We start from the raw sequence: 22,394 nt of genomic DNA, 5'->3' as shown, positions 1-22,394 counted from the left end.
TCAACACAGTAATGGAAAACTCTATTTTTAAAGAGGTGCGCCGGGCCGTTAAAAACTGGTGGCTCCTGGTGCTGACGGGCCTGCTCCTGATCGGGCTGGGCGTCTGGATTCTGATGACTCCGCTGGCCGCCTATGCGTCGCTGGCTGTTCTGTTCAGTATCAGTCTTACAATTGCGGGACTGGTTGAGGTAGCCTTCGCCGTTTCCAACCGGGACGCCATCGACGGCTGGGGCTGGACGCTGGTAGGTGGTATTATTGACCTGGCACTGGGTATTTACCTATTGGCCAATCCGGCCGTTACGTTGGAAACCCTGCCAATTTTACTGGGAATATGGCTGCTTTTTCGCGGCTTTTCGGCGATAGGCACGTCAGTAGCCCTGCGCTCCTATGGCGTTGCGAACTGGGGCTGGCTACTGGCACTGGGGCTGGGGATTATCGTCTTTGCCTTTGTGATCATGAATAATCCGGAACTGGGCGCGCTGAACATCGTCATCTGGACGGGCGTCGGCTTTATTCTGGCCGGTATTTTTCGGATCATGGCTGGCCTGCGGATGCGCCGGCTGAAAGAACGGCTCGACGAACACAGCGATCTGATTTAAAGAGTCCCGTCTTCACTGAGTTTCTCCTGTCGATAGGCAAGCTCGTGGGCTGATTTAGCCCGCTCGCGAGCTTGCCGGGCTTTGTCAAAAAACTGCTCAGCGGCTTCCGAATTGCCTCCTTCGGCAAATTGCTTCCCCGACTGTTCCAGCAGTATCACCGTTTCTTCGAGACTTTTTGCCGCTTTCCAGAACGATTCTTCTATCGATTTCGTGGTTTCGGCCAGCAGCGAACTGGCCGTAAAAGCGTGACCCGTGTGGCAGCGATACCGGATTAGCTTTCCTTCTTTTATGCTAATCAGCGCTCCGTTGCATTCCGGGCAGGTTAATGGCGTCAGCTCCCCTAAATTTAATATTCCCTGCTCGAAGGCACTGTCTTCGGCTGCTATATTGATTTCGGCACTCATTCGTTCCTCTTCCTCAGGAGACAGAAACGGCTTCCCCAGGATTTCCTCCGTAATCAGTTCTGTCAGCAGTGACCCCATCCCGGATATTGGCAACACATAATCGACATCGACGTATTCCAGTACACTGGCTGGCATACTGGGATACATAGCGTTTTCTGGCTCCTGCACAATACTGGTTCCTCCTAGCCGCTTTATCGACCACATCCCCGATGTACCGTCGTTTAACATACCCGTCAGCACAACACCAATCACACGGGGACCGTAGGTATAAGCTGCCGAGCGAAATAAAGCGTCGACTGATGGCCGAAAGCGATTTTCCTTAGGCCCCCTTTTAACGATTACCTGATCGTACTCGATCAGCATATGATGATCCGGGGGTGCTACGTAGATGCGCCCTGGCTGAATTGGTTCACCGTCTCTCGGATGCGTGGCTACTAACGGCCCTGTATGGGTCAGAATGTCGGGCAGATAGCTCGGGGCATGGGGTGATACGTGCAGGACAACAAAGATCGACGCAGCGCAATCCGCTGGTAACGAGGCAACTAATTCTTTCAGCGCGTAGACACCACCTGCCGACGCACCAACAACGATGATATCTCGCTTCGCCATGACTTTATTTATCTAATGAGAAACCTGGCAGCACAACACCAACAATTTCTCCCCTCTCGGTAAAAAGTTTTAACTTTTCCGGCTGTTCTACCTATTGGTACATTTCTTTAACCCAAAGAGTAGCCGTTAGTTTTTCGAAAGACCGCTCTTATGCTTACGAATGATACCGATGCTGTTAGTTCTCAACCCAGTCGTAAACCAGTGCCTGTTGTTGCCATTGGGGGTGCCACGGGTAGTCTGGATGCCCTTTCTGATTTACTGAGGTACATGCCTTCAGCAACAGGGATGGCCTTCGTTTACGTCCAGCATGCTGACCTTGTTCCGGTCAGTCAACTATCAAGCGTATTGAGCCAGGCGACAACGATGCCAGTTGTAGCGGCCGAACACCAGCAACAGATTGTTCCTAATCAGGTATACGTCCTGACATCAGATAAAGATATGGGGGTGGTTGACGGGGTGCTAACTTTTATTCCCCGTCAGCTTCGTCGGAGTACCGGTTCGTCGTCCATCCGCATGCCGATCGACGAATTTTTTCTGTCGCTGGCAACGCGGCAGCGCGAGGGCTCCATTGCTATTCTTCTGTCTGGATCAGGTAATGATGGCACGGCGGGTCTGAAAGCGATCAAAGCAGCTGGCGGTATCACATTTGCGCAGGACGAAACGGCCTCCTTTCAGAGCATGCCCAAAGCAGCTATCTCAGAAGGGGTGGTCGATAAGGTGCTTTCCCCGGCTGACATTGCCGACGAGGTGATCCGGCTAAGCCAGCAGATCAACGTTTTCCGGCAGACAGCCCACACCGAAGGCGAGATAGCAGATGACCAGGATCCGACTGCTAATGACGAAGACCTTCGTAAAATCATCCTGTTTCTACGCCGGTCGATCGGAGTTGATTTCACGCATTACAAAGTAACAACCATTCGTCGGCGTGTTGTCCGACGGATGCTGCTTTACAAGCTGGAAACCCTGGCCGACTACGCGCAGTACCTGAGTCAGCATCCAGCCGAAGGGAAGGCCCTTTACAGCGATCTGCTGATCAACGTAACCAACTTTTTTCGGGACACCGACACGATGGACTACCTGAAAAAAGTACTGCTGCCCCAGCTGGTTAAAAGTAAAACGCCCCGCGAGTCGATCCGAATCTGGGTGCCTGCTTGCTCAACGGGCGAAGAGGCCTACTCGATCGCCATGCTGCTGACAGAGATCATGAACGAGCAGGGCGTCAATATCCCGATCAACATTTTCGCCACCGACCTCAGTGAATCAGCGATTGCCAGAGCCCGGCTGGGGACGTACACCCGCAGCCAGATGCTGGACGTATCGCCCAAGCGGGTGCAACGCTTTTTTTCGAAAGTAGATGATCACTATCGGATCTCCAAGGCAATCCGGGACCTGTGCGTCTTTGCCCCCCATAATGTGTTTAAAGATCCGCCCTTTTCCCGGCTCGATCTGGTTAGCTGTCGCAACATGCTGATTTACACCGAAAACGTATTACAGCGCAAAGCCATTGCTACGTTTCATTATGCCCTGAACCCAAATGGCTATCTGCTGCTGGGCAAGTCAGAAACCGTTGGTGCGTCAACTTCGTTATTTGTTCAGGTAGAGAAACGGTACAAAATCTTTGTTCGTAAAAACGATGCCATCAGCCGGGCTACCTTTGACATGAATCTCCAGCCCGGTCCCATCCAGGCAAATCTGGAAAGGCAGCTTGAAACGACATCGTTAACAGAAGCAAACGCTGCTAAAGTTAATATGAAGGCGAAAAATCCCCTAGGTAACAATGGCAATAATCTGGATAACACGGTTGATAATATCCTGTTAGGCCAGTACACGCCAGCCTCTGTTGTTGTCAATCAGGATCTGGAGATTCTCCAGTTCCGTGGGTCAACAGGCCTCTTTCTGGAACCAGCCCCAGGCAAAGCCAGCCTAAACCTGCTCAAAATGGCCCGCCCCACCCTGGCTTTTGATCTGCGTAGTATTATTCATAAGGCCCAGAAAGCCGGGCAGGCAGTGCGTAAATCGGGTCTGAAAATTCGGATTAAAGAGCAGACTCATTACGTTGCTATTGAAGCAGTCCCACTGTCCGTCGATACGGAAGAACGACTATACTTGGTTCTTTTTGAAGAGATTACACCGTCGCTACTCCCCGAAACGACCTCGTCTCAGTCGCGGAATCAGCGTATCAAACAATTGGAAGAAGAGCTGAGCAGCCTGCGCGAGGATATGCGCTCCATTATCGAAGAGCAGGAAGCCAGCAACGAAGAACTCCAGTCGGCCAACGAGGAGATCGTCAGCTCCAACGAAGAGCTGCAAAGTATCAACGAGGAACTGGAAACCAGTAAGGAGGAGATTGAATCGACTAACGAAGAGTTACTGACCATCAACCAGGAGCTTCAGGTACGTAACGATCAGCTTTCAGAGGCCTACAGCTATTCGGAAGCAATCTTTTCAACTATTCGCGAAGCCACGATCGTACTTGATAAGGACCTGCGGCTAAAGAGTGCGAACAAAGCCTTTTATAAAACCTTCCGCCTGCGCGAAGACGAAACTGAAGGCGTACTGATCTACGAACTGGATAATCGCCAGTGGAACATTGACCGGTTACGGCAGTTACTGGAAGACGTAATACATCAGAACGCAGTTATCCAGAATTTTGAAGTTACGCACCATTTTGCCGAGCTGGGCGAGAAAGTACTTCGGTTCAACGCCTGCAAGGTGGTTCAGCAGCAGCGACAAGAAGCGATTCTGATTGCCATTGAGGATATTACCGAATCCCGCCGGGCGCAGCGCCTATCGGAAGAACGCGAGGCCTGGTTCAGAAACCTCACCGATAGCGCCCCGATGCTGATCTGGGTAGCCGACGCCGATGGGCGATATTCGTTTTTGAATCAGGCCTGGCTTACTTATACGGGTCGTACGCAGGAAGAAGAAATAGAGCGCGGCTGGGCGCAGGATATCCATCCCGATGATCGGGATAACTACCTAGCTGTTTACAAACAGAAATTTGCGATTCGCGAGTCCTTCAGTGCCGAGTATAGACTGTTGCGCCACGACGGCGAATACCGCTGGATGCTGGAATACGCCGAGCCTACTTTTTTTCCTAACGGAGATTTTAGTGGCTACGTCGGCATTGACGCCGATATTCATCTGCAAAAAGAACTTCAGCAGGAACTGGACCGACGGGTTAGGCAACGCACGCAGGAGCTACAAACTACCAACACGCTGCTTAATCGCACCGAAAGTATTGCCCACATTGGTAGTTACGAGCTTATTCTGGCAACGAACGCGTCCCTTTATTCGGATGAGATGTATCGGCTGTTTGGATTCGAGCCGGGCCAGGTCAGCCTGAATGCGGATTTTATGGATTCGCATACGTACCCCGGTGACGTGGCTCCCATTGCCATACGTATTGAGCAGGCCCTGAAAGACCATCAGCCATTTGAATACATCCGGCGTATTTATCGGAACGACGGACAGATGCGTTACCTGTTCAACCGGCACGAAGTAATGCGTGATGAAACGGGGAAGGTTGTTAAAATCGTTGGCTTCGCCCAGGACATTACGGAACAACGACTGGCCCAGAAACGCGTACGGGAAAGTGAAGAGCAGTTCCGGACGCTCGTCGAAAATACGCGGGATGTTATTACGCGCTGGGATATCGACTTAAAATTAGTCTTTGCCAACTCGGCTTTTGCGGAGAAAACCGGAGCCCCCTTATCGGTTTTGCTGGGCAAAACCAACCAGGAAATGGGACAACCCGATTCCGTGGCGATCCCCTATATGGACAAATTAAGGGAGGTTTTTGATACCGGCACGTCCCAGGACCATTACAATATATTCACCACTCCCAAAGGCATAACGCTCTATTACTCCGTCATTGTACCGGAATTGGCTTCGAACGGCAGGATTCAAAGCGTGCTGGCCATTGCACGGGATATTACGGAGTTGAAAGAAGCTGAGAAGCAGATTCAGGAGACCAATCAGCATTTACAGGCCGTTTTGAACAGTTCAACGTCCCTGATTGCTTTTTTCAAGGCCGTTCATGACGAACATCGCCAGATAATGGATTTCCGCCTTGCCGTCTGCAACGAGCGGTTTGCCGCCATGATGCATAAAACGGCGAGCCAGTTGCTTCATCAGCCGGTTGCCTATCTGGAAAAACAGTTGTGGCAGGAAAAGACGCTGGACATCCTGCGCCAGGTACGGTTAACCAATGAGCCTTTTTACGAAGAACGCCATACCCCGGATAATCCAGAGAGTCAATGGGTTGCCATCTCGGTGACCCGATTTGACGATGGTGTAGTTGTGAACGGCTTGGATATTACGGTACTGAAGCAAGCCGAGCAGCAGCAGCAGCAATTATTCAATGAAATACGGAATTCTAGTGATACGGTTACAAACCTTCACAACCTGCGTCAGTATATTAAAGAACGAGGAGAATTTCTACGACGTACGTCGCATGATCTGCGCGGCAACTTTGGTATAATTCAGGGAGCAGCCTCCATGCTCGATCTGGCAACCGACGAAGAAGAACGTGAGCAGATGCTAAGTATGTTACAGCGTAATATCAAACAGGCGACTGACATGCTTACCGAACTTCTTGACTTTGCCCGTCTGGAAGCCGGACAGGAACAGCGACATCTAGCCAGTTTCGATGTCGCCCAGCTACTGGATGAACTGATTGCCAGTTTGCAACCCATGGCCGATGAGCGAGCTTTGTGGCTGCGTGCTGACGGAGTACGTCCATTATTTGTCGAAGGAGACGCCATCAAAGTAAACCGGATTGCCCAGAACCTCCTGCTCAATGCCTTGACATACACGCAGACGGGGGGCGTTGCCGTCAACTGGGAGGCCGTAGAGAGCAGTGAGCGATGGCAGCTTACGATAACGGATAGCGGCCCTGGTCTTGCGCAAAAAGACATCTCGGCCATAAACAGTCGGCACGGCGAAGGCATTGGTCTCGCCATTGTCCGGCAACTCTGCGACCTGCTTGATGGCGATATAGCAGTTACCAGTAAACCGAAGGAGGGTACTCGGTTCGTTATATCATTCCCTTCCAGCTATCCAGTAACTAACTAATAAGCACCAAATAAATCATCTCAACGACAACCGTTGTTGACGAAGTAACTTCAATCTTTATTGCCTATGGCATTGATATACGTCGTCGATGATGCTGCTGACTATCGCTTTCTGATCGGCCGTTTTCTCAAGCATTCATTACCAGAGCATACGTTCGCTTTTTTTGACGACGGAGCATCACTATGCCAGGAGACAATCGAATCTGCTCATGAACAGGCCACACGGCCTGATCTGGTTCTAATGGACATTCACATGCCCGGCCGGAATGGTATACAGACGCTGATTTGCCTGAAGCAGGTTTCGGGCTGGAACCAGATTCCTGTTATTATGCTCAGCAGTAGCAGTGACCCAGCCGAAATTGATGCCTGTTATCAGGCAGGAGCCCAGTCGGTAGTTAACAAGGCAACCGACTGGCAAGCGTTTACCCGCCATATTCAGCAGCTTTTAGCTGGCGAAAGCAGAGAGACTAGGCAGGCAGGGGGAGCGTAACGGCATCCCACCAGTAGTCTCGAAAAACAGTAAAACATTCCAGCCATTTTTCGTAACTATCCGGCTTAACGAGGTAGGAGTTGCTACGTAGCATATATGACTCCCGAATATCCTCCCGATCCGCCGACCAGCTTAACATCACGGTCGGTATTTCCCGATACAGATGGTGCAGTTTAATCGTTTCTAAAAACCGCCAGCCACTCTCCCGGTTGGGGATGTATAAATCCAGCAGAATCAATCGGGGAAATGCCTGTTCATTAAGTTGACAGCTATCCAGATACATCAGAGCCTGTGCTGAATTTTTAAACCATATAGCTTCAACTTCAGGAAAACGCTGCTCCAATGCCCACCGGATTATAAACCATTGATCAGCATTGTCCTCGATCACGAGAATAATTGCTTTAGCGGCTGGTCGGCGCGATTGAGTAGAGTAGTTCATAAAATTTTAAGATTCAATTAGTTTGAGAGACCTAACTAACAGCCGTTGACAGGACAGGCGTATATCAAAACTAAAGTAAACACATTACAAGTCTACTATACTTCTTGGATATATAGATCATCTACGCCTAAAATAAACACGCGACCATATCTAGTAAAGATCTGCTACGAATCAGCTAGTTACAAACCGTGGGCGCAGGTATTAATCAATGCGACTTTCTCCCTATTTTCGCGGTAGATTTTACCAGATCCAAATGTCCACATTTACCAGATGGGCGCTTTTGCTCTTTCTCTTCCCGGTTGTTGCGTTTGCTCAACTTCAGATCACTTATCCTATGACCCGTCTGGTCGTGCAGCGGGGGGCCGACGGCAACGGACGGTTGTTCGTATCAGGACGACTAACCAGCACGGTCGACCGCATTGAAGCTCAGCTAACGCCTGTTGCAGCCGGTCAGGGAACGGCTACGGGCTGGCAGGTTATTCAGACGAACCCAGCCAATAATCTATTCCTGGGGTCGCTGACAGGTGTGGGCGGTTGGTATATGCTAACAGTACGTGCCGTGGTCGGTGGCACCGTCACCGCCCAGGCCACTGTGCAGCCCGTCGGCATCGGCGAAGTTTTTATTACGGCTGGCCAATCCAACGCCCGGGGCATCAACAGGAACGACAACGATCTGGGAACGGCCACCGACCGGGTCAACGCCATCGACTCCATCAACCACTACTACGACAAGAACACGGATCTGCTCAACTCGTCGGGCGATCCGTTTCCAGTACCGAACTACAAAGCACTGACGGCCGGACGCCGGGTATTTCCCATGGCTGAAAGCTCCTGGGGCTGGGGCGAGCTGGGCGATTACATCGTCAATCGCTATAACGTACCGGTAGCGTTCTACGTAACGGGCTGGGACGGTTCAACGGCCGAAAACTGGTCGAATACGGCAAACGGCATTCCGACCTGTAACCGCTATTTCTGCAACGGCAACTGGCCCAACCTGCAACCATACACGAACCTGAAAAATGTTCTTAACTATTACGGATCCATGGCGGGGGTACGGGCGGTTCTCTGGCACCAGGGCGAGGCAGAATACAGCTTTGCTGATGGCAACACCAGTATCCCGCAGTATTATGACCGGCTGACAAACATCATTCAGAAATCACGCAGCGATTTTGGTGGACGTAATGTGCCCTGGATGGTTGCCCGGGCGTCTTTTGACGGAGCAGTCACCCGAACGGAAGTCGTTAACCAGCAACAGCGCGTTATCGATACGCCGGGTCTGAACGTGTTTCAGGGACCGTACAACGACACGATTATCAATCGAAATGCCGGGAACACGGACGTTCACTTTGCCAATGGTATCCGGCCCGTTACGCACCCGCAGTACTATCTGAATCCGGCGTCGATTCCGGCCCGGATGGGTCTATCTCGTTTTGCCCGCAACTGGAACAACAGCATGACCGATGGCTTCTTCCAGAACGCGCAACCCATTACGCCTTCGCAGTTCGCAGCAACCGGAACACTGGCAAACACCATTGCCCCTAACTCTACCATTCAGGTTACGTTCGCTACGTTGGGTACGTTTAACGGTGATAACCAGTGGCAGGTGCAACTCCTGAATCAGAATGGTCAGTACGTAGCGAACTTAGGCAGCGGGGCCAGCAGCCCGATTGCGGTTACGCTGCCCAGCGCGTACCAAAGCGGTCGATACCAGATTCGGGTTGTCTCAACGGCTCCTACATTGCTAGGCGTTCCGTCCAATATTTTCGAAATCAACAACGTCGTACAACCGCAAGTGGCTGATCTGAGCCTGGCAATGGGAGCCAGCCAGCGGACGCCAGAACAAAACTCACAGATTACGTTGTCGCTGGTGGTGAAAAACGATGGCCCAGGCCAGGCAACCAACGTTGTCGTCCGGAACCGATTACCCGACAATTTGGCCTTCGTTTCGTCGTCCGAACTGAGTGCCAGCGGAACCGTACTGACCAGTGCGGCTTTTGCCCTGAATGCAGGAGCCAGCCGGACATTCACCTTCATTGCTCAGCCTACAGCCGCCGGAACGTACCGGAATGCGGCCGAAATTGCGCAGGCCAGCTCTACTGATCCGGACAGTCAGCCCGACTCAGGTACGGGCGACGGGCAGGATGATATGGCCGCGCTGGATTTTCGGACAAAACAGTTAGGCGGTGGATTTTACGTATCGCCAAACCCGAATCAGGTACCGCTACCCGCCGTTCAGTCCAACCAGCCCACGCCCGATGCCGACAAAGCCGATGTCAGCATTACCCTGTCGGCCAGCAACCGGATTCCAAATGTAGGAGAGATTATTACGTACACGCTTACCGTCAAAAACGCCGGTGGTTTAACAGCGACAGGTCTGAGTCTGGGGGCTTATCTGCCTGCTGGACAGACATTCGTTCCGGGTAATGATTTTTCACTGGTCGGTACCACGCTGGTCGGTAATGTCAGCAACCTGGCGGCACAATCCAGCGTCACGCTTCGATTCCGGGCGCAGGCTACGGCCAGCGGCCAGGGTGTCTGCACCGCCCAGGTACTGGCAGCTGGTCAACCCGACCCCGATTCAACACCCGGCAACGGCGTTGACAACGGTGAAGACGACACTGCCCGCGCTGACATTCGGGTAAAATAACGGTACAGTTAGTTCTAAGCAGAACAGCCCCGATGACGTAACGTCATCGGGGCTGTTCTGCTTAGAACCTTACGTATTCTATCCTAACTGAGTCCTACTCCAGCACCTTGGGCACTTCGAAGAACTGTTCGTCGTGCTGGGGAGCGTTAGCCAACGCCTGCTCGCGGGGCAGGTGCTGCGCCACCCGATCGTCGCGCAGTACGTTCGTTTCTGCGGAGATGTGGGTCAGCGGTTCAACACCGGTCGTGTCAACCTCGTTGAGCTGTTCCATCCAGTCAAGCACGCCATTGAGGCTGTTGAGCAGTTCGGCTTCTTCCTCCGGCCGGACGTTCAGCCGGGCGAGGTGAGCAATTTTGTGCAGCGTTTCCTGATCGACCTTCATATTGAGTGAATGAGTGAATGAGTGAATGAGTGAATGAGTAATGCGGGAGCTTATTCCCGAGATATTACTCTTTCATTCTTTCGCTCTTTCACTCTTTAGTTCGTTACTTATAACCTTGTATGTTGCTTCCTTTAACCGTTCGATATCGTCCTGGGTCATACCGGTGGTGGCTATGGGTTCGTGCACGACGGCCCGGAGCGCGTGGCGATGCAGCCGAACCGGCGACTTATCCGGCAGGATCTTGTAATTACTCAACAACGTAATCGGCACGATGGGTACCTGTTGCTGAATCGCCATGATAAACGCACCGTCTTTGAATGGGTGCAACTGGGGCGTTCCTTCCTCCTGTGGCTTAATTCCTCCTTCCGGATAAATCATAATACTACGTCCACCAGCCAGCGTCCGGATGCTTTTCGTCAGCGAGTACGCCCGACTTTTGGCCTGCGCCCGATCCACCTGAACGTGCAGTTTGGCGAACATATACCCCAGCAGCGGAATACGCTTGGTTTCGCTTTTACCGATAAAGGCAAAATAATTATCCACAATCACCCCCATCACAGCAATGTCCATGTACGAAAAGTGATTGGCACAAAACACGTACACCGCTTTCGGATCGATCCGAAAGCGGTAGTCTACGTGAATAGGTATACCCGCGACAGCAAAAAACAACCGCCCCCAGATGGCGTTGATCTTATGCGCAGCTGGCTTCCAGCTCTCCCGTTGCAGACAGATGAACTGTAGGGGAAACAGGATCAAATACAACGTAATGAACCAGAACGCGCACCAGCCGGTGTACAGGAGTTGCATTAGTGCTTAAAGTGCCGAACGCCCGTCGTTACCATCGCCAGCCCGTGCTGGTTGCAATACTCAATCGAATCTTTATCCCGGATAGAGCCGCCGGGTTGCACCACCGCCGTGATACCCGCGTTGCCCGCAATCTCCACGCAGTCGGGGAAGGGGAAGAACGCATCCGACGCCATCACAGCCCCGTTCAGGTCGAAACCGAACGAACCCGCTTTTTCAATGGCCTGCCGCAAGGCATCCACACGTGACGTTTGTCCAACACCACTCGCCAGTAACTGGCCTTCCTTAGCCAGGATGATGGTGTTCGATTTAGTGTGTTTGCATACTTTCAGTGCAAACTCCAATGCCCGAACCTCGCTATCGGTTGGCGCTTTCTCCGTAACGGTTGTGAACTGGCTGGCCGTTTCGGTCGCGTTGTCTTTATCCTGCTCCAGCACGCCGTTCAAAATCGTCTTGAACATGATACCTGGCAGGGCAATGGCGTTCCGTTTCAGCAGAATCCGGTTCTTCTTTGACTTCAGCAGTTCCAGCGCTTCGGGGGCGTACTCGGGCGCAATCAGGATTTCCATGAACAGCTTGTTTAGTTCCTCCGCCGTTTCCAGATCGACTGGTTTATTCGTGATCACTACCCCACCAAAAGCCGATACTGGATCGCAGGAAAGCGCATTTAAATACGCTTCTTTCGCCGTAGGAGCCGTCGCGATACCGCAGGCGTTGGTGTGTTTGATGATCGCGAAAGCCGCCGATTCGTCTGTAAATTCGTCGATCAGGCCCACACAGGCGTCTACATCGACCAAATTGTTGTACGACAGTTCTTTACCATGTAGTTTGTCGAACATGGCGTCCAGATTGCCGTAGAACGTAGCCTGCTGGTGCGGGTTCTCGCCGTAACGCAGGTGATTGGTAGGTAGTGATTTGAAATCAGTAACGTCTGTCGACTCTGAGCCAGCAGGTGCGGCCTGCTCCTGTGCGAAATAGCTTTGGATAGCGGTGTCGTAGTGCGACGTAACGGCGAAGGCCTTGCCGGCATACTGACGACGGTCGGACAGATCAGTGCTGCCTTCTTTTTCGGTCAGTAACGTAACAACGTCGGCGTATTGATCCCGCGACGAGACGATCAGTACGTCTTTATGGTTTTTGGCAGCGGCCCGGATCAGGGAAATACCACCAATGTCGATTTTCTCGATAACGTCCTCATCCGACGCGCCCGACGCGACGGTTTCTTCAAACGGGTACAGATCAACAACGACCAGATCGATGGGCGGAATGTTGTGTCGTTTGGCCTGCGCCAGATCTTCGGGCAATTCACGCCGGTACAGAATACCACCCATAACGGCCGGGTGCAGCGTTTTTACGCGACCACCGAAGATGGATGGGTAGCCCGTAATGTCTTCAACGGCCGTAACTGGAATGCCCAGTTGCTCGATGAAGGTCTGGGTACCACCCGTCGAATACAGTTTTACACCCTGCTGATGCAGCAGTTGGACTAACGGCTCAAGACCATCTTTGTAGTAGACGGAAATCAGCGCGGAGGAAATTTTAAGTGCCATGCGATCTAAACCAGCCGCGCCGACAAGACTAGCGCGTGGATTGGTTACGTTGGTGAGCAAGTTTACTAGGTCAGCGACCGTCCGGCCGCCAATGAAGCCGCAAAGATAACCAAAGGTCTTAACTTTGTCAGCCTGAACCACAACGGGCATTTTCTCTCTCGATGAGTACCTTTAAAAAACTGGCCAGCGATACGGCGCTGTATGGCATCAGCACTATTCTGGGGCGGATGCTCAACTTCGTGCTGGTTCCCTTACAGACCTATGTCTTTACCCGGCCTGAAAAGATGGCCTCCAATGTAGAGCTCTACAGCTGGGTAGCCATTCTGCTGGCCATCTACACGCTGGGTCTGGAAACGGCTTTCTTCCGCTTTGCCGCCCGTCGTCCCGATAATCGGTTGCAGGTGTTTAGTGAAACTCTCAGCATTGTCACGGTCGTCAGCCTGTTTTTCACGTCGCTCATCATCATTCTGACACCCCAATTGGTTGACTGGATGAACTACCCCGGTCAGGAATTATCCATCATCTGGGTTGCGTTGATCGTTGCTATCGACGCCATCATGGCTATTCCCTTCGCCCGGTTGCGAGTGGAAAACAAGGCCCGACGCTTTGTGCAGGCCAAGATTACCAACATTGTGCTGGTTGTGTTGCTCAACGTGTTCTTCCTGGTTTTCTGCCGGGACGTGTACAACGGCAAGTACCTTACCGCCCTCAAACCAATTATCGATCTGATCTATTACCCCAGCATCGGACCGGGTTACATTATCCTGGCCAACCTGATTGGCAACCTGACTTATTTCGTACTGCTGCGCGATGCCTTTACCGGCTTCAAATTCCGGCTCAAACCGGCCGAAGTGCGGGTCATGCTGGCATACGCTTTTCCTCTGATGCTGACGAGTCTGGCCGGTCTGGTCAATTCCATGACCGACCGGCTATTTCTGCAATACTGGCTTCCCGACGGATTCTACCCCGGCCTGACCAGCAAAGACGCGCTGGGTATTTATGGTAATTGCCTGAAACTGTCTGTCTTTATGGCGCTGGTCATTCAGTCGTTTAAATTCGCGGCCGATCCGTTCTTTTTCTCGAGGGCCGAAGACAAAAATTCCCCGAAGCTTCTCGCCGACGTAACAAAGTGGTTCATCATTGCCTGCGTCCTGATTTGGGTCGCCGTCAGTTTAAACCTCGACGTAGTAGGCTTACTGGTTTCCAAATCGTACCGGCCGGGTCTCCCCATCGTCCCTTTATTGCTGCTGGCGAACCTGTTTCTAGGCGTATATTATAACATCTCATTCTGGTTCAAACTCAGCGACAAGACGCAGTTCGGTACCCTGATTACGATCATCGGCGCGGCTGTCACCATTGGCCTGAATATTCTGTTGATTCCCCTGATGGGTTACATGGGCTGTGCGGTAGCTTTTCTTTTATCCAGTTTCGTGATGATGACCCTCTGCTACGTGCTCGGCGAGAAATACTACCCTGTACCCTATCACCTCAAGTCGGCGATTGGGTACGTCGTTAGTGCGGGCCTGTTGATTTATCTGTCAATGCAATTTCCTATCGCCAACCTGTGGGTATCCATTCCCGTCCACATGGCCATATTGGGTTTATTTTTTGTTGCCATCCTGTTTATCGAACGCGATACGTTCCAGCCCGCGCTGGCCCGCTTCCGTAACCGGGGCCAAAAGCCAGTGCAGAGCAATCAGGTATAGTTTGGCTCGGACTAGACCTGGCCTGACCAAATTTATTCCGACGGACGTATGTTTTGTGCGATGACTCGCGCCTGGCGGCTACGTACGGCCGATACCTGGAAGAATCCGGTTGCTTTACGACCGTTCGGATTTGCGTTGATAATGTTGGTGGGTACGTTGGTCGGGGGCGTCGCGAATAGACCACCGTTACCCAACTCGGTACGGAGCAACTGCCAGAACGTAAACGCATCGGGCGTCAGCGATTGAATTTCGACCCGAACCCGGTCATTTAGTTTATATAGGCTATCCGGATTTACCGACTGACGCAGGGGCCGGATGAACAGCAGTCCATCCGTGTCGGCGCTCCCCTGGAACGCAGCATCCTGTACCGTTCTGATATCCCGGGTTTTATTTTGCAGCGTATCGTTCCGGAAATATCGGATGCGGTAATAATCCATTCCACCCGGCAGATCGTTGGCGTAAAATTCCGCCCGGTACCCTTCCAGATTTGAGATAGGATTTATATTATCCTTTCGGAATACCAGCGAGTCGATCGTCGGCACGCGGTTCATTCGGCCGCTGGCCCCATAATTTTCACTGCCGAACGAAATACTTAGGCTGTAGGTCCGGCCAACGTGCCCCAGTGTATCGGTAGCGCTGCCCGACCAGATATAGTACCCGTCGTTGTCGGGGTCCGTGAAATTATAGCGATTTCCCCGATCGTCGGCTACCACAACCGTAGCACCTGATACAATGGGAGGGCGGCTGTTATTGAAATAAGCGGCCGTCTGTGTCAGGCGAATTGTCTGCGGGCCCGGTTGATCGGTAATAAGCCCATCTACCGACAGTTGCGAGGGGCCTTCGTCCAGGGTAGCATCAATGACCGTGGTGCAGCTGCTAATGCCGGTCAGCACTAGAATCAGCCCGGTAACCAATTTAAATACTTTCATAACGAAGCGTTCGTCAGAACTTGAAATTGTAAGTAACAGAGGGAATGGCCGTAGCAAATACCGAGTAACGAATCGCCTGCGTAATCCGTGGGTTGTCGGCGTTCGGCTGAAAATATACCGAGAACGGATTCTTGCGGGCGTAGACATTGTACACCGAGAAAACCCAGTTGTCGTCTTTGCGTTTGCCGGTACGTTTCCGCCCCTGCAGCGTAGCTGCCAGATCGAGCCGGTGGTAGGGAGGAATCCGGTAGTTATTCCGGGTGTTGCCCACGTTCTGGGGCGGCACATAGCCTTGAAACTCAAACCGGTTCGTCGGGAACGTAGCGGGCGTACCGCTGGCCAGCGTGAACGTCGCGGAGAAATTCCAGCGTTTAGCATTAGGAGGATCGAACAACAACACCGAGGTCAGCGTATGCCGCTTATCGAAGCGGGTTGGATACCAGTTTCCCCCGTTGATACCCTCTACCTGCCGCTCCGTTTTAGCCAGCGTATAACTAACCCAGCCGTTTACGACACCCGTCGTTCGTTTCAGAAAAAACTCGGCTCCGTAAGCCCGGCCTTTTCCGGGCAGCAGGTCGCTTTCCAAGTAACGGTTCAGGATTAGGTTTGCGCCATCAATGTAATCAATCTGGTTCTGGAACCACTTGTAATACACCTCTACCGACGCTTCAAATTCACTCCCCCGCTTACCAAAGTTTTTGAAATACCCACCGGCAACCTGGTCAGCGAGCTGCGGTTTGATATTGTTGGTCGATGGCGTCCAGACGTCCAGAGGTGTCGACGCCGTCGTATTCGAAATCAGGTGAATGTACTGCGCCAGCCGGTTGTAACTAACTTTCAGCGAGCTGTTGCCGCCCAGTTCATATTTCGCCGAAAAACGGGGTTCCCAGTTACCGTACGTCTGGATGTTTTCACCCCGACTATACGTTCGTATGGCCGTAACCGGGCGGGTCTGGCCGGCCGGTACGTCGGCGGCTAATGTATAAGCCTCGCCGGTGCCGATGTAGTTGAACAGCGAATAACGAAGCCCGTACTGCAATTGTAGCTTCGGCGTTAGCTGCTGCTCATTCCCTACGTAAAGCGCATTCTCCAGCGCGTATTTGTTTGCCAGCCCAAACGTGCGAACTGAGCCCGCGCTGGCGGCCGTAGCGGTTCCCGGCTGAAAATTGTGCAGAATACTCTGCCCACCAAATGTAATGGTGTTTTTACCGAGAAAGAGCGTAAAGTCCGGCTTCAGGCTGTAGTCGATGATGCGCGAGTTGGTCCGGAAAAAGTCGCCAGGCTGTTTCCCCTTCAGATCACTGTCGAGCGAGTAGTCATAGTTACTGTAATAGGCCGTTGTGTTCAGAAATAGCTTGTCACTGAAAACGTGGTTCCAGCGGGTCGACAGGGTCGTGTTGCCCCAGTTGAAGCCAAAGTCAGCCCCGAACACATCCCGACCCAGGTAACCGGACAAATACAGTGTGTTCTTGTCGTTGAGCTGGTAGTTACCTTTGAGCGTCAGGTCGTAGAAGTAAAACCGGGAGCCCCGTAAATCTTTATTGAGAAAGGGTTGCGCTAAAATATCGGCGTACGATCGGCGACCCGCGATAATGAACGAGCCTTTTCCCTTGAACATGGGCCGTTCGTAAGACAGCCTACTAAAGATCAGACCGATACCGCCATTCAGCTCACCTTTCTTAGTATTTCCCTCTTTTAGCCGCACATCCAGAATTGACGACACCCGGCCACCATAATTGGCCGGAATTCCGCCTTTTATGAGCTTCACGTCCTTGACCGCATCGGGGTTAAAGACCGAGAAGAAGCCAAACAAATGGGATGAGTTATAAACGGGCGCTTCGTCCATCAGCACCAGATTCTGGTCTATACTGCCGCCCCGCACATTGAAGCCCGTTGCTCCCTCACCTACCGTCGATACGCCCGGCAGGAGCTGTATGCTACGCACGACATCAACCTCGCCCAGCAGGGCCGGAATCCGTTGCAGGGTTTTTACGTCAATCCGGTTGACGCTCATTTCGATATTCTTGACGTTATCGTCCTCGCGACGAGTGGACACAATCACCTCCTGCAATTGTTTGCCTTCTTCCTGGAGCTCGACGTTCAACCGTACGTTCTGGTCGGCCAAAGTCACAGCCTTTGTCTGCGCAGCGTATCCTACATACGTAATACTGAGGGTGTAAGTCCCCGCTGGAACAGTCACGGAGAAGAAGCCATAGTTGTTGGTCACTGTACCGGTTTTAGCTTCCCGCACGTACACCGATACGCCGATTAATCCTTCGCCATCGGCCGCATCTTTTACGTAGCCGCTGATGGTTCGCTGCGTTGTTTGTGCCATCACTTTAGTTCCGATCAGCAACAGCAGTCCTAGTACTATAATATTTCTCATCCAATCTGTATTATGGCGCAAAGCTACGGACAAGCGCTTTCGAGCCAGTTAACAAATGGATGAATGGTCAGGGAGACAAGCCAAGGTATTCTATGAGTCGGCGTCCTGCTTCCTAATCTCAGCGATCTGCTTTTGGGCTTCTTTGGCTTCCGTTTTAGGAAACTCGACGGGCAACGATTCCAGCCACTCTGTCAGAATACGGGCAATAATTAGCTGCTGATTGGTCCGGTCGTCACTGGGAATAACGTACCAGGGACAGTTAGCGGTGGCTGTTTCGTTGATCGTATCTTCATAGGCCTGCATATACTCCGGCCAGAACTCCCGCTCTTTCAGATCATTTTCGCTGAGCTTCCACTGTTTTTCGCCGTCTTCCAGCCGGGCAATGAGTCGTTTTCCCTGCTCCTTTTTGTCGACGTGGAGGTAAAACTTGATGATCGGGAAACCATTGCGGTACAGGTAGTCCTCAAAATGAACAATATCTCCGAAACGCTGCTGCCAGAGCACTTCGTTATCATCGGGGAGCAGATTTTCCGGGATTAACTGTTCGCGCAGGCGGTCGGGATGCACCCGTAACGCCAGCACTTCTTCGTAATACGACCGGTTGAATACACCGATGTTGCCTCGTTCGGGAAGCTCCTGCCAGAACCGCCAGAGAAAGTCGTGTTTCAGGTCTTCTTTCTCCGGCTTTTTGAAGGGTGCCATCTGAAACCGCGACGGATTTACGCCCCGAAATACCCGCCGGATACTACTGTCTTTCCCGGCTGCATCCATCGCCTGAAAAACGACCAGCAGGCCATATTCGCCGTGGGCATGCATTACGTTCTGGGCCTGGTCCATCCGGGCCGATAAATCATCTAGTTGCTGGTTGAAGTCGGCTTCGCTTTTATAAAATGAATCAATCAGCGTTGGTGTGTCGGCTCCCGAAAATGGTTTTTTGCCGTCATACCGGAATAGCTTGCTCGAAAACGTCGCTTGTTTTTTAGTAGCCATTCGGGAGTTATTGTTTTCTGATTACGTCGATCAGTGTTTGTAATTCATCAAATCGCTCTTTATCAGGCTTGACGTTATCCATCGGTATCTTTTTCAACTCCTCGATTATCACCCGACCCACCAGCAAACGCATATTCTTTTTATCGTCGGCCGGAATAACGTACCACGGAGCTCGCTTTCGGGCAGTTTTATTAATTGTGTCTTCGTAGGCTTGCTGATACTCTTTCCAGAAGTTACGCTCCTTTACATCTCCTTCGTCGAACTTCCAGTTCTTTTCCAGGTCCTGAATCCGGGCAATGAGCCGATCGGCCTGCTCGTCCTTTGATACGTGCAGAAAGAATTTTACCGTCGGGAAACCATTCTGATACAGGTATTTCTCCATCGCCCGAATTGCTTTAAAGCGGTGCTTGAACAATTTATCCAGATCTTCCGTCGATTCTTTGGGCAGGCGCTGGCTCTGGGTTAGAATCTCCGGATGGACTTTGGTGACCAGCGTTTCCTCATAGTAAGAGCGGTTGAAAATCCCGATTTTGCCCCGTTCGGGCAGCTCGCGCCAGCTGCGCCACAGAAAGTCGTGATCCAGTTCTTCGTCGGTTGGCCGCTTGAACGAGGCTACTTTAACGCCTACGGGATTAGTACCCGTAAACACGTGCTGGATTGTTCCGTCTTTCCCGGCTGCGTCCAGCGCCTGAAAAATAACCAGCAGGCCAAACCGATTGTGGGCATATAGCTCGTCTTGCAGCTTGTCTATTTCAGCAGCCTGCTGCCGGAGGATGTCTTCGTACTCGTCCGAATCCTTGTATAAGTCGTCGACCTTAGTCGGTGCTTTGTCGATACTTAGTTTCTCCGTTCCGTCGTAACGGAAGCGGTCAGGTTTAAAGTCTTTCACAGGCGGTATTGCGCAAACTTTACGCAGATTGATTACGTTCTACTACTAGACAATCAACTCTAAATAACCCTAATGGTTGCAACCGTGCTACGCCAGCAGCTTACTATGCTGACTACTGCTCTGTTATCATTCTTTGGCTGGACAGAGCAGCCAAAGCCAGTTGTTCAGAATCAATCCATCTATATGACAACGAATTCATCCGTTAAACTGGAAAAAGCGACCTTCGGTACTGGTTGCTTCTGGTGCACAGAAGCGTTATATGAATCGCTCGACGGCGTTATTGATGCCGTTTCCGGCTACGAAGGTGGCCAGAAAGCTAACCCTACCTATAAAGAAGTTTGTACGGGCACGACTGGTCATGCCGAATGCGTAGAGGTAACCTACGATCCAAGTAAGATTACGTACCAGGAACTGCTGGAAGCGTTCTTTCGGAGCCATGATCCAACCACGCTGAACCGTCAGGGTGCCGACGTTGGTACGCAATATCGTTCGGTTATTTTTTACCACAACGACGAGCAGAAACAACTGGCCCAGACCGCTAAGGACGAACTAAACAAAGCGGGTGCATATGCCAACCCGATCGTTACGGAAATTAGCCCGGCCACGACATTCTACGAAGCAGAAGCGTATCACCAGAGCTATTTTGCTAATAATCCCAACCAGGGTTACTGTGCTTTCGTTATTGCGCCCAAGCTGGACAAGTTCAAGAAGGTGTTCAAAGAGAAGCTAAAATCGGCGGACGTCACGCACTAAGTAACGTAAACCACGTAACACAAAAAGCCTCATAAAGAGGCTTTTTGTGTTATAATCCCAGACGATATATCTACGGTTTCTAGTCAGTGACTACCCTAATTTATCGATTCGCTATATAGGGTTTACCTAAATTCTTTCCGCTTTTTCGTGACCGATTCCCATCTTATGACTCAAAATGTTACCCGGTCAGCGTATACAGCGAGTTTTTCAACAGCTTTCTGCCGTGTATTCTGAACGCTTATCCAAATAGATACAATCAATTCCGTTAAGTTATTAACAAGTCATGACCCTTACTTTTGGTCAATATAATACATTGGCAGCTATGCGCCGGCAGACGACATTCGATCAGTTACTGCCCCGGACAGGCTTTGGTCATGACTTGGTCAATGGCTACATCGAATTTCTGTTCGCCAATGGTCTAATTAATCTCATTGACCGGGGCGACCACATTGGCTACACCATCACCGATACGGGTAGATCGAGTTTAATTGAGTACGAAATTGCCAACCCCGAACTAGCGATCAAGCGCGACGATAACATGGCTTATGTCAGCGAGATGGTTTTCCGAAGCAAGGATATCTAACGCTTAGTTCAATGAGTTAATCCGCCACAGATCGGCTAGTACCTCTTTCAGGCGCCGACGGCTGATGGGCAGTACCTTATCGCTTACCAGTACATTTGCCGTTTTATTGTCGACCAGTATTGCCTTCTGAAAGAACTTCGGATTGATTGCATACTTTTTGTGAATTCGCACAAATCCAGGCAGCTCGTCAACACACATACTTAACGTCTTACAAACAATCAGGTCTGGTGAACTGGCCAAATGGATCCGGGTATAGTTAGCTTCACCCGACAGATGGGTGATCCTACTTACCTCCTCAATTAGTCGAATACGCTTCATAGTATTGCTGGCTACTCTTTACAGCATATACGTAAACGAAGTTTAAGTAGATTCTACTGCTATTCTCTTCTTCCGGACTTATCTACCCGTTATTTTGTTGGTACATCTGTAGTAACATAACACTAGTAGACGCCTATTGCTGGAACACATCTGTTGGTTTCACAACGCGCCATTACCTCAGTTTTTCCCCGTTACAACCGCTGTTCTGCTATCGTACAGTCAGTTGTTGGCCCTTCAGATTGCAGAGATTACCTCTATTTTAAGAAGACTTTAATGGGTATCAGCCTGATAATGTGCTAACTACGCACGTTCAAATAAGCGAAATAAAAGCGACTATGGCCAGAAAATTGCACGTTGGTCTAACTATCGAATAAAATCAGCCCTTTATCGTTTTAGCTAGATAAGTGCGACAGCACTAGTTTTGTCCATTTAAAAACTTTCAAATAAATTACTTACAATTTTTTAGTTGTATAGTTAAATATGCGTCACCTTTTTGCTTTAGCAAAAACCAGTACGGTTCATTCAACACAATTCCATGAAAGCGACAGTCAGTAACATCATTAATCTGTGGTTTGGGGCCGATACACCCATTCGCCAGTATAAGATCAAACTAAATCCAAAACTGTGGGTAGCCTGTTTACAAGTCAGTAAAAATTTCAGCCCGCCGTCAGGTATTGACCAGGTAGAGAATTACCGAAAATCAGATAAGGTTGCCTTTGCGGAAGCAGTGCTTGAAAAGTTAGGCCATTCTGTTGGCGAGGAGCATGCCGTTTAAGGCCATTTCATTTAACTCACCGGGTGATCCCTGCCGGTTAACGTGATCAGATTACCAATTACGTTC

The 22,394-nt window shown here is 51.1% G+C and carries 18 protein-coding genes; 8 read left to right on the top strand and 10 right to left on the bottom strand.

The features are described 5' to 3' along the window. The first annotated feature begins 11 nt into the window (after positions 1 to 11). The gene (locus tag HU175_RS03780; protein WP_176565317.1) at positions 12 to 599 is read left to right on the top strand and encodes an HdeD family acid-resistance protein; all 588 of its coding nucleotides are present in this window, start codon (positions 12 to 14) and stop codon (positions 597 to 599) included. Here HU175_RS03780 and HU175_RS03775 read toward each other — a convergent pair. Beyond that, entirely contained in the window at positions 596 to 1,612 is a 1,017-nt protein-coding gene (locus HU175_RS03775; RefSeq protein ID WP_176565316.1) for a chemotaxis protein CheB, read from the bottom strand. The genes HU175_RS03780 and HU175_RS03775 overlap by 4 nt on opposite strands. A 150-nt stretch (positions 1,613 to 1,762) precedes the next feature. Between HU175_RS03775 and HU175_RS03770 the strand changes: the two genes are divergently transcribed. Next, positions 1,763 to 6,688, top strand: coding sequence for a CheR family methyltransferase (locus HU175_RS03770; protein WP_176565315.1), 4,926 nt, complete (start codon positions 1,763 to 1,765; stop codon positions 6,686 to 6,688). 66 nt (positions 6,689 to 6,754) lie between these two features. Beyond that, positions 6,755 to 7,177 (top strand): response regulator, encoded by a 423-nt coding sequence (locus HU175_RS03765; RefSeq protein ID WP_176565314.1) that lies wholly within the window; start codon positions 6,755 to 6,757, stop codon positions 7,175 to 7,177. Here the strand turns inward: HU175_RS03765 and HU175_RS03760 are convergent. Then, complete coding sequence (locus HU175_RS03760; RefSeq protein ID WP_176565313.1) at positions 7,155 to 7,616, bottom strand: response regulator; 462 nt, start codon at positions 7,614 to 7,616, stop codon at positions 7,155 to 7,157. The genes HU175_RS03765 and HU175_RS03760 overlap by 23 nt on opposite strands. 253 nt (positions 7,617 to 7,869) lie before the next feature. On the opposite strand from HU175_RS03760, the gene HU175_RS03755 reads away from it, so the two are divergent. Next, positions 7,870 to 10,263, top strand: a complete 2,394-nt coding sequence (locus HU175_RS03755) for a sialate O-acetylesterase (protein WP_176565312.1) — start codon at positions 7,870 to 7,872, stop codon at positions 10,261 to 10,263. A 94-nt stretch (positions 10,264 to 10,357) separates the two neighbouring features. Here the strand turns inward: HU175_RS03755 and gatC are convergent, their stop codons facing one another. The 3 genes from gatC to purH all read right to left on the bottom strand — a co-directional run bounded on the left by gatC (position 10,358) and on the right by purH (position 12,999). Beyond that, positions 10,358 to 10,645, bottom strand: a complete 288-nt coding sequence (gene gatC, locus HU175_RS03750; RefSeq protein ID WP_176565311.1) for an Asp-tRNA(Asn)/Glu-tRNA(Gln) amidotransferase subunit GatC — start codon at positions 10,643 to 10,645, stop codon at positions 10,358 to 10,360. Between the two features lie 72 nt (positions 10,646 to 10,717). Beyond that, positions 10,718 to 11,452, bottom strand: a complete 735-nt coding sequence (locus tag HU175_RS03745) for a lysophospholipid acyltransferase family protein (protein ID WP_176565310.1) — start codon at positions 11,450 to 11,452, stop codon at positions 10,718 to 10,720. After that, positions 11,452 to 12,999 carry a bifunctional phosphoribosylaminoimidazolecarboxamide formyltransferase/IMP cyclohydrolase gene (purH, locus tag HU175_RS03740; RefSeq protein WP_176569115.1) on the bottom strand — a complete coding sequence of 516 codons (1,548 nt, stop codon included), beginning with the start codon at positions 12,997 to 12,999 and terminating at the stop codon, positions 11,452 to 11,454. Before purH ends, HU175_RS03745 begins: the two co-directional genes overlap by 1 nt. A gap of 161 nt (positions 13,000 to 13,160) precedes the next feature. Here purH and HU175_RS03735 point away from each other — a divergent pair, with 161 nt between their 5' ends. Then, positions 13,161 to 14,705 (top strand): polysaccharide biosynthesis C-terminal domain-containing protein, encoded by a 1,545-nt coding sequence (locus HU175_RS03735; RefSeq protein WP_176565309.1) that lies wholly within the window; start codon positions 13,161 to 13,163, stop codon positions 14,703 to 14,705. Between the two features lie 32 nt (positions 14,706 to 14,737). On the opposite strand, the gene HU175_RS03730 is transcribed toward HU175_RS03735, so the two are convergent. The 4 genes from HU175_RS03730 to HU175_RS03715 all read right to left on the bottom strand — a co-directional run bounded on the left by HU175_RS03730 (position 14,738) and on the right by HU175_RS03715 (position 19,899). Further along, positions 14,738 to 15,634 carry a DUF4249 domain-containing protein gene (locus HU175_RS03730; protein ID WP_176565308.1) on the bottom strand — a complete coding sequence of 299 codons (897 nt, stop codon included), beginning with the start codon at positions 15,632 to 15,634 and terminating at the stop codon, positions 14,738 to 14,740. A gap of 13 nt (positions 15,635 to 15,647) precedes the next feature. Beyond that, a complete protein-coding gene (locus tag HU175_RS03725; protein WP_228724408.1) occupies positions 15,648 to 17,969 on the bottom strand; it encodes a TonB-dependent receptor in 2,322 nt (773 codons plus the stop codon). 141 nt (positions 17,970 to 18,110) lie between these two features. Then, the gene (locus tag HU175_RS03720) at positions 18,111 to 19,010 is read right to left on the bottom strand and encodes a PPK2 family polyphosphate kinase (protein ID WP_176565306.1); all 900 of its coding nucleotides are present in this window, start codon (positions 19,008 to 19,010) and stop codon (positions 18,111 to 18,113) included. 7 nt (positions 19,011 to 19,017) lie between these two features. Then, positions 19,018 to 19,899, bottom strand: a complete 882-nt coding sequence (locus HU175_RS03715; protein ID WP_176565305.1) for a PPK2 family polyphosphate kinase — start codon at positions 19,897 to 19,899, stop codon at positions 19,018 to 19,020. A gap of 183 nt (positions 19,900 to 20,082) precedes the next feature. Here HU175_RS03715 and msrA point away from each other — a divergent pair, with 183 nt between their 5' ends. Next, the gene (msrA, locus tag HU175_RS03710; protein ID WP_176565304.1) at positions 20,083 to 20,652 is read left to right on the top strand and encodes a peptide-methionine (S)-S-oxide reductase MsrA; all 570 of its coding nucleotides are present in this window, start codon (positions 20,083 to 20,085) and stop codon (positions 20,650 to 20,652) included. Positions 20,653 to 20,935: 283 nt separating this feature from the next. Continuing rightward, positions 20,936 to 21,235, top strand: a complete 300-nt coding sequence (locus HU175_RS03705; RefSeq protein ID WP_176565303.1) for a hypothetical protein — start codon at positions 20,936 to 20,938, stop codon at positions 21,233 to 21,235. 3 nt (positions 21,236 to 21,238) lie between these two features. Here the strand turns inward: HU175_RS03705 and HU175_RS03700 are convergent, their stop codons facing one another. After that, entirely contained in the window at positions 21,239 to 21,553 is a 315-nt protein-coding gene (locus HU175_RS03700; protein WP_176565302.1) for a LytTR family DNA-binding domain-containing protein, read from the bottom strand. Between the two features lie 535 nt (positions 21,554 to 22,088). On the opposite strand from HU175_RS03700, the gene HU175_RS03695 reads away from it, so the two are divergent. Continuing rightward, positions 22,089 to 22,328 (top strand): hypothetical protein, encoded by a 240-nt coding sequence (locus HU175_RS03695; RefSeq protein WP_176565301.1) that lies wholly within the window; start codon positions 22,089 to 22,091, stop codon positions 22,326 to 22,328. Positions 22,329 to 22,394 lie beyond the last annotated feature (66 nt).

Origin of the sequence: Spirosoma sp. KUDC1026 (assembly GCF_013375035.1) — a bacterium.
In the GTDB taxonomy this organism is placed as follows: Bacteria; Bacteroidota; Bacteroidia; order Cytophagales; family Spirosomataceae; genus Spirosoma.
Note: the sequence above shows the minus strand (reverse complement) of the source record. Positions and strands in the feature narration are given on the sequence as shown.